Annotated in this window: 15 protein-coding genes; 10 read left to right on the forward strand and 5 right to left on the reverse strand. The window is 68.6% G+C overall.

The genetic code is table 11. The annotated features are described in order from the left end of the window. Positions 1-99: 99 nt before the first annotated feature. The 6 genes from dapE to ACFXKA_RS12525 all read left to right on the forward strand — a co-directional run bounded on the left by dapE (position 100) and on the right by ACFXKA_RS12525 (position 6344). A complete protein-coding gene (gene dapE / locus ACFXKA_RS12500; RefSeq protein WP_354833605.1) occupies positions 100-1203 on the forward strand; it encodes a succinyl-diaminopimelate desuccinylase in 1104 nt (367 codons plus the stop codon). Between the two features lie 68 nt (positions 1204-1271). Then, complete coding sequence (locus ACFXKA_RS12505) at positions 1272-2075, forward strand: TIGR00730 family Rossman fold protein (RefSeq protein ID WP_354833607.1); 804 nt, start codon at positions 1272-1274, stop codon at positions 2073-2075. Next, positions 2069-2620 (forward strand): TIGR00730 family Rossman fold protein, encoded by a 552-nt coding sequence (locus ACFXKA_RS12510; protein ID WP_354833609.1) that lies wholly within the window; start codon positions 2069-2071, stop codon positions 2618-2620. Before ACFXKA_RS12505 ends, ACFXKA_RS12510 begins: the two co-directional genes overlap by 7 nt. Before the next feature lie 84 nt (positions 2621-2704). Next, positions 2705-4474: a long-chain-acyl-CoA synthetase gene (locus ACFXKA_RS12515; protein WP_379427270.1), complete on the forward strand. Its 1770-nt coding sequence runs from the start codon at positions 2705-2707 to the stop codon at positions 4472-4474. A gap of 74 nt (positions 4475-4548) precedes the next feature. Beyond that, complete coding sequence (gene folP / locus ACFXKA_RS12520; RefSeq protein ID WP_354833613.1) at positions 4549-5424, forward strand: dihydropteroate synthase; 876 nt, start codon at positions 4549-4551, stop codon at positions 5422-5424. Next, positions 5421-6344 (forward strand): glucosyl-3-phosphoglycerate synthase, encoded by a 924-nt coding sequence (locus ACFXKA_RS12525; RefSeq protein WP_354833615.1) that lies wholly within the window; start codon positions 5421-5423, stop codon positions 6342-6344. Before folP ends, ACFXKA_RS12525 begins: the two co-directional genes overlap by 4 nt. A gap of 89 nt (positions 6345-6433) precedes the next feature. On the opposite strand, the gene ACFXKA_RS12530 is transcribed toward ACFXKA_RS12525, so the two are convergent. The 5 genes from ACFXKA_RS12530 to sigE all read right to left on the reverse strand — a co-directional run bounded on the left by ACFXKA_RS12530 (position 6434) and on the right by sigE (position 10699). Then, positions 6434-7270, reverse strand: a complete 837-nt coding sequence (locus tag ACFXKA_RS12530) for a hypothetical protein (RefSeq protein ID WP_354833617.1) — start codon at positions 7268-7270, stop codon at positions 6434-6436. A gap of 59 nt (positions 7271-7329) precedes the next feature. Further along, complete coding sequence (tatB, locus tag ACFXKA_RS12535) at positions 7330-7767, reverse strand: Sec-independent protein translocase protein TatB (RefSeq protein WP_354833619.1); 438 nt, start codon at positions 7765-7767, stop codon at positions 7330-7332. A gap of 184 nt (positions 7768-7951) precedes the next feature. After that, entirely contained in the window at positions 7952-9499 is a 1548-nt protein-coding gene (locus ACFXKA_RS12540; RefSeq protein WP_379427272.1) for a S1C family serine protease, read from the reverse strand. A gap of 10 nt (positions 9500-9509) precedes the next feature. Further along, positions 9510-9914, reverse strand: a complete 405-nt coding sequence (locus tag ACFXKA_RS12545; RefSeq protein WP_354833623.1) for a hypothetical protein — start codon at positions 9912-9914, stop codon at positions 9510-9512. Positions 9915-10006: 92 nt separating this feature from the next. Further along, a complete protein-coding gene (sigE, locus tag ACFXKA_RS12550; RefSeq protein WP_354833625.1) occupies positions 10007-10699 on the reverse strand; it encodes an RNA polymerase sigma factor SigE in 693 nt (230 codons plus the stop codon). 233 nt (positions 10700-10932) lie between these two features. On the opposite strand from sigE, the gene ACFXKA_RS12555 reads away from it, so the two are divergent. The 4 genes from ACFXKA_RS12555 (at position 10933) to ACFXKA_RS12570 (ending at position 15088) form a co-directional block, all read left to right on the forward strand. Beyond that, positions 10933-11580, forward strand: a complete 648-nt coding sequence (locus ACFXKA_RS12555) for an O-methyltransferase (RefSeq protein WP_354833627.1) — start codon at positions 10933-10935, stop codon at positions 11578-11580. Between the two features lie 251 nt (positions 11581-11831). After that, positions 11832-12464, forward strand: a complete 633-nt coding sequence (locus ACFXKA_RS12560) for a TetR family transcriptional regulator (protein WP_379427273.1) — start codon at positions 11832-11834, stop codon at positions 12462-12464. 33 nt (positions 12465-12497) lie between these two features. Beyond that, on the forward strand, positions 12498-13433 hold the full coding sequence (locus tag ACFXKA_RS12565; protein WP_354833631.1) for an ABC transporter ATP-binding protein: 936 nt from the start codon (positions 12498-12500) through the stop codon (positions 13431-13433). After that, positions 13430-15088 (forward strand): ABC transporter permease, encoded by a 1659-nt coding sequence (locus ACFXKA_RS12570; protein ID WP_379427274.1) that lies wholly within the window; start codon positions 13430-13432, stop codon positions 15086-15088. The genes ACFXKA_RS12565 and ACFXKA_RS12570 overlap by 4 nt, the downstream gene beginning before the upstream one ends. Positions 15089-15226 lie beyond the last annotated feature (138 nt).

Genomic DNA, 15226 nt, shown 5'->3' on the forward strand with positions numbered 1-15226 from the left:
GTTACCGGGCTGTGAATTCATACCGCATGCGGTGCCGATTTGTGCCAACGCAGCGACCGTGCGGAGAACGGAGGTTATTCCTCCTTTATGGTGGATCAAGTGACCATCGATCTGAGTGCCGACCCCATTTCACTCACCGCCGCGCTCGTGGACATTCCGAGCGTGTCGAAGAACGAGAAGGTCATCGCCGACATCGTCGAAACGGCGCTGCACGAACAGACCACCGGATTCGAAATCCTGCGGCACGGCAATACCGTGCTGGCGCGCACCAATCGGGGGCTGCCCACTCGCGTCATTCTCGCCGGACATCTGGACACCGTGCCCATCGCCGACAATGTCCCCGGCCACTTCGAGACCACCGCGGACGGCGAACAGCAGCTGTGGGGTTGCGGCAGCGTCGACATGAAGTCCGGTGACGCGGTCTTCCTGCACCTGGCGGCCACCGTGGCCGATCCGGTCCACGACCTGACCCTGATCTTCTACGACTGCGAGGAGATCGCGGCCGAGTTCAACGGCCTGGGCCGCATCGAACGTGAACTGCCCGAGTGGCTCGCGGGCGATCTGGCGATTCTCGGCGAGCCCTCCGGCGGCTGGATCGAGGCGGGCTGCCAGGGCACCCTGCGGGTGCGGCTGACCACCTCCGGCGTGCGTGCGCACACCGCGCGAGCCTGGCTGGGGGACAACGCCATTCACCGTCTCGCCCCGATCCTGGAGCGGCTGGCCCGCTACGAGGCGCGCGCGGTCGAGATCGACGGCTGCACCTACCGCGAGGGCCTGTCCGCGGTCCGCGTCGAGGGCGGCGTGGCCGGCAATGTGGTGCCGGACGTGGCGACCGTGGACGTGAACTTCCGCTTCGCCCCCGACCGCACCCTGGAGCAGGCCACCGAGCACGTGCGCGAGGTATTCGCCGGTCTGGAACTGGATTTCGAGCGCACCGACGGCGCGCCCGGCGCCCTGCCCGGCCTGTCCAATCCGGCCGCCAAGGACCTCATCGAGATCGTGCACGCACACGGCAGCGGTGGCGTCCGCGCCAAGTACGGCTGGACCGATGTCTCGCGGTTCGCCGCCCGCGGCATCCCGGCCGTCAATTTCGGCCCGGGCGACCCGAATCTGGCCCACAAGCGCGATGAGCACCTGCCCGTCGACCAGATCACCCAGGTGACGTCGATGCTGCGCAGTTACCTCACCGGCGCCAAAGGCTGAGTAGTTGTTCAACACCCCGCTGATCGAGCGACCGGCGGGGGTCACCCGCTCCCTGTACGGTTGGCTGCATGTCTGCTGACGCCGAGTACGAGGGTGTGCGCTCGCCCAAGACGCCACGATTTCGCGGGCCGATCATGCTGCGGCGGGATCGTAAGAAGGGCATAGGCACCACCGATCAGCATCTGCTGGACGAGCGCGGGCCGGCCGACTGGGTGCACACCGACCCCTGGCGCGTACTGCGCATCCAGGCCGAATTCGTCGAGGGCTTCGGCGCTTTGGCGGAGGCGCCGGCCGCGGTGGCGGTCTTCGGCTCCGCCCGCACCCCCGCCGAGTCGGCCGAGTATGAGGCCGGTATGGCCATCGGAAGTGCCTTGGCCCGAGCCGGTTTCGCGGTCATCACCGGCGGTGGACCGGGCGCCATGGAGGCGGCCAACCGGGGCGCGTCGGAGGCGGGCGGATACTCCATCGGCCTCGGTATCGAGCTGCCCTTCGAGCAGCACCTCAACGAGTGGGTCGACCTCGGCATCAACTTCCGGTACTTCTTCGCGCGCAAGACCATGTTCGTGAAGTACGCCCAGGCATTCGTCTGCCTCCCCGGCGGTTTCGGTACCCTCGACGAACTGTTCGAGGCGCTGACCCTGGTGCAGACCCGCAAGATCACCCGCTTCCCGATCATCCTGTTCGGCACCGAATACTGGGCGGGACTGATGGATTGGATGCGCGACTCGCTGCTCGGCTCGGCCAAGGTCGCCCCCGGCGATCTGGGGCTGCTGCACATCACCGACAGCGTGGACGAGGTGGTGCGGATCGTGGTGGAGGCCGCGCAGGCGCGCCGCGAGCTGGACGAGGCGGGCGTGGAGGATCAGTGGTGAGCACCGCCTACGCGGTCTGCGTGTACTGCTCGGCCAGCGTGGACGATCCGGTCGCGCTGGATCTGGCCACCCGGGTGGGCGACGAGATCGGCCGTCGCGGTTGGCAATTGGTGTCCGGCGGCGGCAATGTGTCCATGATGGGCGCGGTCGCGCAGGCGGCCCGGGCCGCCGGGGCCAGGACCGTCGGGGTGATCCCCAAGAAGCTGGTGCACCGCGAGGTCGCCGACACCGACGCCGACGAGCTGATCGTCACCGACACCATGCGCGAGCGCAAACAGGTCATGGACGACCGCGCCGACGCCTTCCTGACCCTGCCCGGCGGCATCGGCACGCTCGAGGAACTCTTCGAGACCTGGACCGGGGCCTACCTGGGCGTGCACGCCAAGCCGGTGGTGGTGCTCGATCCGCAGGACCACTACGCGGGCCTGTTCGAGTGGGTCGAGGGGCTGCGGCTGCGCGGGTACGCGGGCCGCGAAGCGATCGATCGGGTGCTGGTGACCAAGGACTTCGACTCCGCTTTCGAGGCGCTGCGTCCCGGCCGTTGAGAAACCATCTGGTTTCACTCGACAAGATCGGGCGAATCGGTAAGGGTGGGCGGCGGGGGACGTGAGCGCGAGGAGCACAGCGAAGTGAATACCGATGTCCGTTCGACGGTGAGCCTGCTCGACCTGGTCCGCAGTCTGCCCGGCATGGCGAGGCAGGCCCCCGGCATGCTCCGCAATGTCGTGCACATGCTGGTGAAATCCGGCGACAAGGCATCCATCGGGCTGTTCTTCCAGCGCGGCGCGGCCAGGCACCCGGACCGGCCCTTCCTGAAATTCGAAGGGCGCGTGTACACCTGGGGCGAGGCCAACTCCGAGGTCAACCGGTACGCGAAGGTGCTCGCCGCGCACGGGGTCGAGCGCGGCGACGTGGTGGGCATCCTGATGGTCAATCGCGCCGAGGCGCTGTTCACCGTGCTCGCCACCGTGAAACTCGGCGCCACCGCGGGCCTGCTCAACCACAATCAGCGGGACGTGGTGCTGCAGCACAGCTTCCGGCTGCTGAACTCGGTGCTGGACGTGGTCGGTGAGGAGTGCGCCGACGCCCTCGACACCCTCACCGAGGCCCGGCCCGCCCTGCTCTGGTCCGAGCAGCTGGCCGCCGAGGCCCGCACCGCCGACGCCTCGAATCCCGCTGTGACCGAACAGATCACCGCCGGGGAACGCGCCTACCTGATCTTCACCTCCGGCACCACCGGGCTGCCCAAGGCCAGCGTCATGACCCACCTGCGCTGGACCAAGTCCATGGCCGGCATCGGCGGACTCGGCGTCCGGCTCGACGGCCGGGACACGCTGTACTGCTGTCTGCCGCTGTACCACAACAACGCGCTCACGGTGGCGCTGTCCTCGGTGATCGCGGGCGGCGCGACCTTCGCGCTGGGCCGCAAGTTCTCGGCCACCCGCTTCTGGGACGAGGCCATCGCCAACCAGGCCACCGCCTTCATCTACATCGGTGAGCTGTGCCGCTACCTGCTCAACCAGCCGGCCCGGCCCGCCGACCGCGCGCACACCGTCCGGCTCTGCGTCGGCAACGGCCTGCGGCCCGAGCTCTGGGACGAGTTCCAGCAGCGCTTCGGCATCGAGCGGATCGTCGAGTTCTACGGGGCCAGTGAGGGAAATGTCGCCTTCATCAACGCCTTCTCGGTTGCCCGGACCGCCGGCTTCACCCCGCTGCCCTTCGCCATCGTCGAATACGACGACGCCACCGGCAAGGCGTTGCGCCACCCGGACGGCCGCCTGCGCCGGGTGCCGCCGGGCGGGGTCGGGCTGCTGCTCGCCAAGGTCACCACGAGCTCGCCCTTCGACGGCTACACCGACGCCGCCGCCACCGAATCCAAGCTCGTGCGGGACGGTTTCGAGCCGGGCGACTGCTGGTTCGACACCGGCGACCTGGTGCGCGACCAGCGCTGGGGACACATCGCGTTCGTGGACCGCCTCGGCGACACCTTCCGCTGGAAGGGCGAGAACGTCGCCACCACCGAGGTCGAGGGCGCCTTCGACGGCATCGACTCGGTCACGCAGGCGGTCGTTTTCGGCGTCGACATCCCCGGCACCGACGGCAAGGCGGGCATGGCCGCTGTGACGCTGCACGAGGGTGGGCACTTCGACGGCAAGGTCGCCGCCAAAGTGCTCTACGACCACCTGCCGGCCTACGCCGTGCCGCTGTTCATCCGCGTGGTGCCGGAGCTGGAGCAGACCTCCACCTTCAAGAACCGGAAGGTGGAACTGCGCAAACAGGGCTACACCCCCGACGACGAGAGCACCCTCTACGTCCTCGCGGGCCGCACCGAGGGCTACGTTCCCGCATACTCCGAATACGCCGCCGACGTGGCCGCGGGGCGCGTGCCCGGCAACTGAACAGCAGCCGGTCGGAGCCCGGTTCCGGTCGGCTGCCCAGCAGTGGCGCCACAGCCCTCGGTACAGTCGAGGGCATGTGTGCGCCGTTGCCGACATTGTGCGGGAAGCCGGTGGCGACGGATCGGGCGCTTGTCATGGCGATCGTGAACCGGACGCCGGACTCCTTCTATGACCGAGGCGCGACGTTCAGCGACGAGGCCGCCATGCGGGCCGTCGACAAGGCCGTCGCCGAGGGCGCGGATCTGGTCGATATCGGCGGGGTCAAGGCCGGTCCGGGCGCCGAGGTGGACAACATCGAGGAGGCTCGCCGGGTGGTGCCGTTCGTGGCGGCCATTCGCGAGCGCTACCCGGATCTGCTCATCAGCGTGGACACCTGGCGTGCCGACGTGGCCCGGGCCGCGGTCGCCGAGGGCGCGGATCTGATCAACGACACCTGGGCGGGGGCGGACCCGGATCTGGTCGGCGTCGCCGCCGAACTGGGCGTAGGAATTGTGTGCTCACACACCGGGGGTGCGATTCCGCGGACCCGTCCACACCGGGTCCGGTACACGGATGTGGTGACCCAGGTCACCGAGACGGTGGTGGCCGCGGCCGAAAATGCTGCGGCGGCAGGGGTGGCCAAGGACTCGATTTTGATCGATCCGACCCATGATTTCGGCAAAAACACCTATCACGGGCTCGAATTGTTGCGTGCGATAGACGTTCTTGTGAAAACCGGATGGCCCGTCTTGATGGCGCTGAGCAATAAGGATTTCATCGGAGAGACTCTTGGTGTCGTCGAGCTGTCCGAACGATTGGAGGGCACATTGGCAGCGACTGCTTGGTCGGCCGCCGCGGGTGCTCGCGTCTTTCGAGTGCACGAGGTGGCTCACACCCGCCGGGTGGTGGACATGATCGCCGCCATCCAGGGTCACCGCCCACCCGCCCGTACCCTGCGAGGTCTCGCATGAAAACAGACTGGGTGAACACCAACACCTTCGACAGCCCCGACTGGACGGTAGCGGAACTCACCGCCGCCAAGGGCGACCGCACCGTCTCGGTGGTGCTGCCCGCCCTCAACGAGGAAGCCACCGTCGCCGCCGTGGTGGCCAGCATCCGGCCCCTGCTCGGCACGCTGGTGGACGAACTCGTCGTCCTCGACTCCGGGTCAACCGACGCCACCGCCGCCCGTGCACAGGCGGCCGGAGCCACCGTGGTGACCCGCGAACAAGCCGTCCCCGAACTCGACCCCGTCCCCGGCAAGGGCGAATGCCTGTGGCGCTCGCTGGCAGTCACCAGCGGCGACATCATCGCCTTCGTGGACTCCGACCTCATCGACCCCGACCCCAACTTCGTCCCCAGGCTGCTGGGCCCGCTGCTCACCGTCGACGGCATGCACCTGGTCAAGGCGTACTACCGCCGCCCGCTGCGCACCGGCGAATCGGTGGACCACCACGGCGGCGGCCGCGTCACCGAACTGGTGGCCCGCCCGCTGCTGGCCGCGCTGCGGCCCGAACTGTCGAATGTGCTGCAGCCCTTGGGCGGTGAGTACGCCGGCACCCGCGAACTGCTCACCTCGGTACCGTTCGCGCCGGGCTACGGCGTCGAAATCGGCCTGCTGCTCGACACTTACGACCTGCTGGGCTTGTCCAGCATCGGCCAGGTCAATCTCGGCGTCCGCCAGCACCGCAACCGCCCGCTGGCCGACCTGGGCGTCATGAGCCGCCAGATCCTGGGCACCGTCCTGGGCCGCAGCGGAATTCAGGACTCCGGCGCGGCCCTGACCCAGTTCCCCATGGTCGCAGGCGAATTCATCGCCCACGCCACCGAAGTCTCGCTGGCCGACCGGCCCCCGATGAACACCCTCCGCCCGGAGGAGGCCGCCGCCTGACCTCGAGGGGCCGGGCGACGGCGCACTGACCTCGCCCGCGCCGCCTCGCTGGATTCCGTTGCGCGCCATCATGCCGGCCATGCATCCGGCTAGCGGTCGTGGCGGTAGATCGGCGTCAGCAGGTCGGCCTCGATCGGTTCGCCGGTGGAGCGGTCGTACCGGACGCCGACCACCGCCGAGAACGGATGCGTGCTCGCGCGCTCGTGCAGGGTCGCGAGTCTGGTTGCCAGCAACCGGATCGCGCCCAGCGAGGCGGGCGGATGCAGGCCGTCGATGACCAGCACGCTGCCCTTGCCGTCCGGGCGGGGGAGGCGGGCCAGGTAGGCGATGTCGTAGGGCTCGGTGCCGCCCGGGCGGTAGACGCGGCGGGCGGCCCGGTCCTCGATGCCCCGGCGTACCCGCCCGGCGCGCGCCACCGTGCGGCGCAGGCGCGGGTCCGCGGCCACGAGATACCGCAGACTGGGCGACAATTCGGGCCCGCCGAGCACGATCAGGCCGTCCCGGTCGAGGTCGAGCGGGCGGCCCGGCAGGAAGCGCTGGACATTGGCGGTGAAGCCGAGTTCGCGCAGTAGCTCGACCAGCCGGTGCGGCGCCGCGGCATCGGGCGCACCCACGAGGGCGATGGCGCGCGTCGTGCTGCGGACGTCCGGGGTGAGGATGGTGAGCGGTCCATGCCCGAAGAACAGACCTTCCGGTACTGGCCCTTGCGTACTCACCTGGTGGATGCGGGCGCGGGAAAGTCCCGCGGCCGCACCTATTCTCGCGAACGTCCAGCCCTCGGCATGCAGTTCGCGGATGACGGCGCGGCGGATGCGAGTCAGCTCATTGATCTGCTGCTGCGCGGCTGCCACGCCTTCGGTGGCGGCTTTCAGGCGTTCGACCTTGTCCTCGATCGCGAATACCCGGGCCACCTCGTCGGCCGACATGTGCGCAGTCTAGATAGCTGGACAGCATCATGCGTCAAGTCCGGTCGACATATTTGATCTCAGGTGGCGTCCGGATCCACCGGCGGACGTTCGTTGCGCTCCAGCGGTTTTTGTTCCTTCGGCATCGAAATCGGGCCGGATCCGCTGTTGGTGTAACCGTTTCCGCTGTTCGGGGAGCTCACCGGCTTGTCGAAACTGGTCAGGTCGTTGAAGCTGTTCAGGATCGAGTCGTCCCCGTCGAGCAGGTGTTTGGTGACCATGGATCGCGGATTCATACTGCGCAGTTCGTTCAACTGCTCCAACGGTTTCCGGATCTCGTCGAATTCCGGGCCGAGCTCATCGCGCAATTGCTGAGTCGCGCCGGTGGCGTAATCGCGTGCCTGTTTCAGGGCGTGCGCGGTCCAGCGAACGGCGCCGGGCAGACGCTCCGGACCCAGAATCACAAGTGCGGCGACGAGCAGAATGAGCATCTCGCCCCAGCCGATATTGCTGAACACAGTGTCTATTTTGCCTTCCGCTTCGCTCCAGGCGGTTCGCGGCCCTGTTACCCCGGTCTTCCCTCCTCCGCTCCTCCGCTGCGCTCCCTCGCTCCGTCAGTCCAGACCGGGGCGGGCCGCGAACTCTGGGTTCGTTCTATTTTTCAGGTGAGGTCCATCAGTCCTATTTTTCAGGCGCGGTCCATCAGTCCGACTCCAGGGTGACCGGGACATCGACCTCGCGGCCGTCGCGAATCAGGCGCACCGTCACGGTCTGCCCGATCTCGTGCGACTGCACCGCAACCGTCAGTTCCTCCGGACCCGACACATCGCGGTCGCCGACCTTCACGATCACGTCGCCCTCCACGATGCCCGCCTTGGCCGCCGGGCTACCGGCCTGTACATCGGCCACCGCCGCGCCGCTCATCACGTCATTGGCGACGATCTTGGTCTTGGCGCTGACTCCCAGCCGCGGGTGGTGCACCGAGCCGTCCCGGATCAGCGCCTGCGAGATCCGTTTGACCTGATCCACCGGAATAGCGAAGCCCAGGCCCACCGAACCGCCGCTCTCCGACTTGATCGCGGAGTTGATGCCGATCAGCCGGCCCTGCATGTCCACCAGCGCGCCACCGGAGTTGCCGTGGTTGATGGCCGCGTCGGTCTGCACGGCGTCGAGGGTGGCATCGGTGTCGGTGCCCTCGCCGCCCACCTTCACCGGCCGGTGCAGCGCCGACACGATGCCGGAGGTGACCGTCTTCTCCAGGCCCAGCGGCGAACCCAGGGCCAGCACGTCGTCGCCGACCTGCACGTCATTGGAGTTGCCGAGCTGGATTACCGCGAGGTTCTTCACATCGACCTTGAGCACCGCCAGGTCCGACTTGGTGTCGCGGCCCACGATCTGGGTCGGCACCCGCGAGCCGTCGGAGAACACCACATCCAGCTTGGCCTTGCCCGACTTGTCATTGGCGGCCAGCGAGATCACGTGGTTGTTGGTGACGATGTAGCCGGCCCCGTCGATCACCACGCCGGACCCCGTGGACCCGGTGTCGCCCAGCCACGCCCGGACGGTGACCACCGCGGGCATGACGGCATTGACCACCTTGGTGATCTGGTTGTGCGATTCGACGGCCGCGGGCGCGGACTGCAGCGCCACCTTGCGGGAGGTCAGCGCGGAGGTCGACGAGCCGGTGAACGCCCCGACGAACCCGCCGAGCAAACCGATGACCGCCGCGATGACCGCGAGCAGCGCCAGCGCCTGCCAGGACACCCGGCCACCGAACAGCACCTCGCGCGCACCCAGCTTGGGTCCGGGCGTCAGCGCCTGCGGCCGGGTCTGCGCCACGGCCGGAGTGCCCAGGCGCGCGGCCGAATTCGGATCCCGCCACGGATCGGCGGGCGCGGCCGGGGCGGTCGTCTCGGTCTTTGCCTCCGGGTCCCGCTGCAGCAGGTCGGTCGAACCCTCCGGCCGACCGAACGCCTCCGCCAGCACCGCGTCCGGCGGGCGATTCCGAATCTCGGTATCCCCCTGCGGCGCCGCCCCCGCGGCACCCGCCGGCCGCGCCGCGAACGAGCCGTGCTGACCGTTCGGGCGGCGGAACGCACGCGCGGTGTGAGTGTCCACATGTGGCCGCAGGACCGGCCGCGGCCCCAGCACCGGTGCGTCCGACGGCCTCAGGTTCCCCCGATTGGCCGCCGAATCGGAAACCGCATCCCGCTCGGGCCCCGGGCCCGTGTTCTTCGATTCGGTGGTCACGCTATGGACTCTACTTGCGCCACCACGAGGTCCACCGCCTGCTGTCGAACGAATCTTGGCGCAGGCCGAAGGAACTCATGCCGCGCGCCAGTGGACCCCGATCGCGGTCGGCGGGGTCGGGAGTCTGGTGATTGCCGCACTCCTGCAGCAACGCCCGCGGAATCCGGCTCAGCGTGTCGTGCAGGCTCAGCGGCGCGGAGATCTGATCCGAGGACTGCCGCAGCGCGATCCGGGCCTGCTGCTGGGCATCCACCTCGGCCGCGCACTCACGGCACACGGAAATATGGTGGGCGGCACGCAGGTATGCGTTCATCCGCAGCTCGCCGTCCACATAGGCGGCGATGGCCTCACTGGCCAGATGCTCGGTGGGGGCGAAACGCGGGGGACGACGGTGCGGTCGGTCCTCGCCACTCATACGCTGCACACCCTTCCGGACGACTCGAGCTGTTCGGGCGACACCTGCCCGCGGGCGTGGTGTCCAGGAAGCGCGGGCGCAGTGCCCGCGGCTCACCCGACGTTTTCGGTCGCGGCGAATCGCCGCTCAATCCCATTATGCTCGAGGTGCTCGCGCAGTGCCTGACGTCCTCGGTGGATGCGGCTGCGCACGGTACCCAGCTTGACGCCCAGCGTCGCGCCGATCTCCTCGTACGACAGACCTTCGATGTCACAGAGCACGACCGCGGCACGGAACTCCGGGGCCAGCGAGTCCAGCGCGGACTGCAGATCCGGATCCAGGTTGGCGTCGTGATAGGCCTGCTCGGGACCCGGACCCTCGGAGGGCACCCGGTCGTAGTCCTCCGGCAGCGCCTCCATGCGGATGCGGTTGCGGCGGCGGACCATGTCCAGGAACAGGTTCGTGGTGATGCGGTGCAGCCAGCCCTCGAAGGTGCCGGGCTGATAGTTCTGCAGGGACCGGAAGACCCGGATGAAGGTTTCCTGGGTCAGATCCTCGGCGTCCTGCGGATCACCGGTGAGGCGGTAGGCCAGGCGATACACGCGATCAGCGTGCTCGCGGACCAGCTCGTCCCAGGTCGGCATCACGGAGCGATCGCCGGTGGCGTCGAAGGCTGCGGTCCCTGACAGGGCGGCCTCGTCATCGGCGGGGGACAGGAGAAGGTCGCTGTCCAGCGTGGTGTCGCTGTCCAGCGGCTTGATCTGCGGGTGCAGAGTGTTGGCGTGTTCACGCGCCGCGTCGACCATGTGGATGGGGTTACCTCCTACTCGGGACCGTGGACCCGATATCGGGGACAACCAATCTGCTGGATCAGCTGTTCCCAATTCCGAGCCAGCGGTCGCTGGCCTGGCGTGAGCATTACTCTGGTCGGTCGTGATGTGGCCGCTGTATGCAGAGGCTGAGGGACACCTGAGAAAAATCGCCACACCGGCCGGTCACCGCCACGCCTTACCGGTGTATCGCCATTAGCCTCTACTTCGTGAGCCAGACTCCCGCGGCACAGAACCTGCAGCGCAACCTCGCCTACGTGGAGGAATCCGTCGCCGAGGACGACATCCTCGTCGGTGCACGCGAGCGCGCCCTCGAACTCGGCGCGGCCCCGGTCGCGCCGGCGGTCGGCGCGCTGCTCAGCATGTATTCCCAGCTGCTCGGGGCGCGGGCCGTGGTCGAGGTCGGCACCGGGGCCGGGGTGAGCGGGCTGTGGCTGCTGGACGGCATGCGCGAGGACGGCACCCTGACCACCATCGACTCCGAGCCCGAGCATCAGCGCGCGGCCCGTGAGGCGTTCCGGTCGGCCGAGATCGCGCCGGCGCGCACCCGGCTCATCAACGGGCGGGCCCTGGATGTGTTGCCGCGGCTCGCCGATGGGGCCTACGACCTGGTCTTCATCGATGCCGCGCCGCTCGAGCACCCGCAGTATGTGGAGCAGGCGGTGCGGCTGCTGCGGGACGGCGGCGCGATCCTGCTGCACAATGCCCTGCTCGGGGGCCGGGTCCCGGACCCCGCCCAGCGCGACCCGCAGACCATGGCCGTGCGGGCGGCGACCCGCGCGATCGCCGAGGATCCGGACCTGACGAGTGTGCTGATCCCGGTCGGCGACGGGCTGCTCTGCGCTGCGCGCGGGTGAATTCAGCGCTGCGCGCGGGTGAGATTCTGCGCTGCGCGCGGGTGAAAACTCAACGCCCGGTGTGGAATTCGATTCCGTCGTGGCGTTCCGCGCGGCGATAGTCCGCGTGGCAATAACTGCGTTCAGAGAGCTTTCCCGGCGCGGAAATTCTCCGATGACGAAGTGCCCGGACGTCTGGATTTCGTAAATCCTCGCGACTCGAGCCGAAAGGCCCTTGCCCTCCGCTTGAACGCGTGTTTAAGGTATTAAACATGCGTTCAACCGACGATCTGACAACCCGGGCCCGGATTCGCGACGCCGCGATCACCGTGTTCGGGGAGCAAGGGTTCGGGGTCGGCGTGCGGGCCATCGCGGCCGCGGCGGGAGTCTCTGCCGGGCTGGTCAATCATCATTTCGGGTCCAAGGACGGGCTGCGGGAGGCGTGCGACGAGTGGGTCCGGGAGACGATCCGGGCCGCCAAGATGGAGTACATCGAGAACCCCTCGCCCGGCGGGCTCATGCGCCAGCTGGCCGAGATCGAGGAGTTTGCCCCGGGCATGGCCTACCTGATGCGCAGCTTTCAGGCGGGCGGGTCGCTGATGAAGACCTTCTTCGAGCACATGGTCGACGACACCGAGCAGTACCTGCGCGCGGGCGTCGCGGGCGGGTCCATCAAGCCGATGCGCGACGTGCGGGCCACCGCGCGTTACGTGGCCACCAACAACGGCGGCGGCATGATGATGTTCCTGCAGCTCTACGCCGCCGAACAGCCGGGTCCCATCGACTTCCGCAAGGCGCTGCGCGAATACGCCGACCGGATGATGCTGCCCGCGCTGGAGATCTACACCCACGGCATGCTCACCGATTCCACGGCGTTGGACGCATTGACCAGTACTGCGCAATAACCCATCAACGTCGTTTTCCTACAAGGAGATTCGATGAACGTTCCTGCCAATCCCGTGATCGAAGTCCGGGATCTGCACAAGAACTTCGGGCAGGTGCGAGCCCTGGACGGTCTCGACCTCGAGGTCGCCGAGGGTGAGGTGCACGGTTTCCTCGGTCCGAACGGGGCCGGGAAGTCCACCACCATCCGCATCCTGCTGGGCATCCTGTCGCGCACCTCCGGTGAGGCCGTGGTGCTGGGCCGGGATCCGTGGACGGACGCGGTCGCGCTGCACCGCGACATCGCCTATGTCCCGGGCGATGTCACGCTGTGGCCGTCGCTGTCCGGCGGTGAGACCATCGATCTGCTGGCCCGCATGCGCGGCGGGATCGATCAGGATCGCCGCGCCGAGCTGATCGAGCGTTTCGAGCTGGATCCGGGCAAGAAGGCGCGCACCTACTCCAAGGGCAACCGGCAGAAAGTGGCACTGGTGTCGGCGTTCTCGTCGAACGCCCGGCTGTTCCTGCTGGACGAGCCGACCTCGGGCCTGGATCCACTGATGGAGCAGGTGTTCAACGAGTGCGTGGCCGAGGCGGTGGCGCGCGGCACCACGGTGCTGCTGTCCAGCCACATCCTGTCCGAGGTGGAGCGGCTGTGTGAGCGGGTGACCATCATCCGGGCGGGCAAGACCGTCGAGACCGGCACGCTGGCCGAGATGCGGCATCTCTCGCGCACCTCCATCACCGCCGAAATGATCGGCAGCCCAGGCGATCTCAGCCGCATCCCGGGAGTCGAGGACATCAGCGTCGAGGGCAATACCCTGCACGCCCAGGTGGACAGTGAACACCTGGGTGAGTTGATCCGGGTGCTCGGCGACGCCGGTGTGCGCAGCCTGGTCAGCCAGCCGCCGACGCTGGAAGAGCTGTTCCTGCGCCATTATTCGCTCGATGGTCGGGCTCCGGCCGACGAGCGCGAGCGGGTGTCGAAATGACCGCGGTCACCGCCACCGCGCCCCGCGCGTTCGAAACGCCGTCATTCGCGGGGGATTTCACCGGGACCTGGCAGCTGCTGCGGCTGTATCTGCGGCGCGACCGGATCATTCTGCCGCTGTGGGTGCTGTTGCTGTCGCTGCCGCTGGGCAGTGTGTACATCAAGAGCCTCGAGAAGATCTACCACACGCCCGCCGACTTCCAAGGCTTCGCCGACGGCATCCTGTCGAACCCTGCCGAACTGGCGATGTACGGGCCGATCTACAACACCAGCCTCGGCGCCTCGGGCGTCTGGAAGGCCGGGATGTTCTTCACGCTCATCGGCGTGGCCACCATCCTGACCGTCATCCGGCACACCCGGGCCGACGAGGAGACCGGGCGTACCGAACTGCTGGCCTCGACGCGGGTCGGGCGGTTCGCCGGACTGACCGCGGCGCTGATCGTGGCCTACGGTGGCGCGCTGGCCACCGGGCTGATCGGATTCGCCAGCATCGCGAGCACTTCCGTGCCGCGCTCCGGCTCGCTGGCCTTCGGTCTGGCGCTGGCCGGGTCGGGCATCGTGTTCGCGTCGGTGGCCGCGATCGCCGCCCAGCTGTCGGCCAGCGCCCGCGTGGCGCGCGGTATCGCCTTCGCGGTGCTGGGCGTGACGTACACGCTGCGCGCGGTCGGTGACGTGCGTGCCGCGGCGGGCCCGACCAGCCCGCTCACCTGGCTGGCCCCGCAGGGCTGGTCGCTGCAGGTGCGGGCGTTCGCGGGCGATCACTTCGCGGTGCTGCTGCTGCACCTGCTCACCGCGACCGTGCTGACCGTCGTCGCGTATTACCTACTGGCGCACCGGGATACCGGTGCCGGCCTGATCGCGGATCGGCCGGGCGCACTCGCGGCCGGGCCCGCGCTGGGCGGCCCGCTCGGTCTCGCCTGGCGGCTGCAGCGCGGGACGCTGCTGGCGTGGACGGTCGGACTCGGGCTGTACGGGTTGATGATCGGCAGCGTGACGAACGGCGTCGGCAAGCAGCTGGGCAGCAGCCAGACCATTCGCGATCTGATCACCCGCATGGGCGGTTCCGAATCGCTGGAGAAGTCGCTGATCAGCTACGCGTTCACCATGGTCGCGCTGGGTGCGGCGGCCTACTCGGTGTCGGCGGCGCTGCGGCTGCACTCCGAGGAGAGCACCGCGCACGCGGAAGCCGTGCTCACCGGCGCGGTCTCCCGAACCCGTTGGGTGGCTTCGCATCTGACGTTCGCCCTGCTCGGACCCGCACTGGCGCTCGCGGTATCGGGCCTGCTCGGCGGCCTGATCTACGGTCGCGCCGCCGGTGACGTCGGTCAGAAGACCGGTCAGGTGCTGGGGGCCGCGCTGGTGCAGGTGCCCGCGGTGTGGACCTTCACCGCCATCACCGTCCTGTTGTTCGGTCTGCTGCCACGCTGGTCGACCGTGGCGTGGGGTTTCCTCACCGCCGCCATCGCGGTCTTCCTGCTGGGCTCGCTCGCGGGCGCACCCCAATGGTTCCGCGATCTGAACCCGTTCGAGCACGCCCCGAAGGTGCCCGGCGAGGCGTTCACCGCCACCCCGCTGGTGGTGCTCGTGCTCGTGGACGTGGCATTGATCACGGTGGGGCTCATGGCATTCCGCCGCCGCGATCTCCGATCCGCCTAGCGCGACACCCCCGCGAACGCCCGCACCGGACCCGCCGGTGCGGGCGTTCGCGGTGACCCGGTGTGCCGGGTGGTCCCGATTCCGTTGCCGGCGAATCCCCAGTTGCCGGTGCGGGTACGGCGATCGGGCGGGGTGGGC

It is taken from the genome of Nocardia sp. NPDC059228 (assembly GCF_042754245.1).
Classification (GTDB): Bacteria; Actinomycetota; Actinomycetes; order Mycobacteriales; family Mycobacteriaceae; genus Nocardia.

What these genes read in the sequence shown, in the direction of transcription:
- ACFXKA_RS12505 (WP_354833607.1), top strand. Translation starts at nt 1,272, where the DNA reads ATGTCTGCTGACGCCGAGTACGAGGGTGTGCGCTCGCCCAAGACGCCA.
- folP (WP_354833613.1), top strand. Translation starts at nt 4,549, where the DNA reads ATGTGTGCGCCGTTGCCGACATTGTGCGGGAAGCCGGTGGCGACGGAT.
- ACFXKA_RS12525 (WP_354833615.1), top strand. Translation starts at nt 5,421, where the DNA reads ATGAAAACAGACTGGGTGAACACCAACACCTTCGACAGCCCCGACTGG.
- ACFXKA_RS12530 (WP_354833617.1), bottom strand. Translation starts at nt 7,270, where the DNA reads ATGTCGGCCGACGAGGTGGCCCGGGTATTCGCGATCGAGGACAAGGTC.
- ACFXKA_RS12545 (WP_354833623.1), bottom strand. Translation starts at nt 9,914, where the DNA reads ATGAGTGGCGAGGACCGACCGCACCGTCGTCCCCCGCGTTTCGCCCCC.
- sigE (WP_354833625.1), bottom strand. Translation starts at nt 10,699, where the DNA reads ATGGTCGACGCGGCGCGTGAACACGCCAACACTCTGCACCCGCAGATC.
- ACFXKA_RS12560 (WP_379427273.1), top strand. Translation starts at nt 11,832, where the DNA reads ATGCGTTCAACCGACGATCTGACAACCCGGGCCCGGATTCGCGACGCC.
- ACFXKA_RS12565 (WP_354833631.1), top strand. Translation starts at nt 12,498, where the DNA reads ATGAACGTTCCTGCCAATCCCGTGATCGAAGTCCGGGATCTGCACAAG.
- ACFXKA_RS12570 (WP_379427274.1), top strand. Translation starts at nt 13,430, where the DNA reads ATGACCGCGGTCACCGCCACCGCGCCCCGCGCGTTCGAAACGCCGTCA.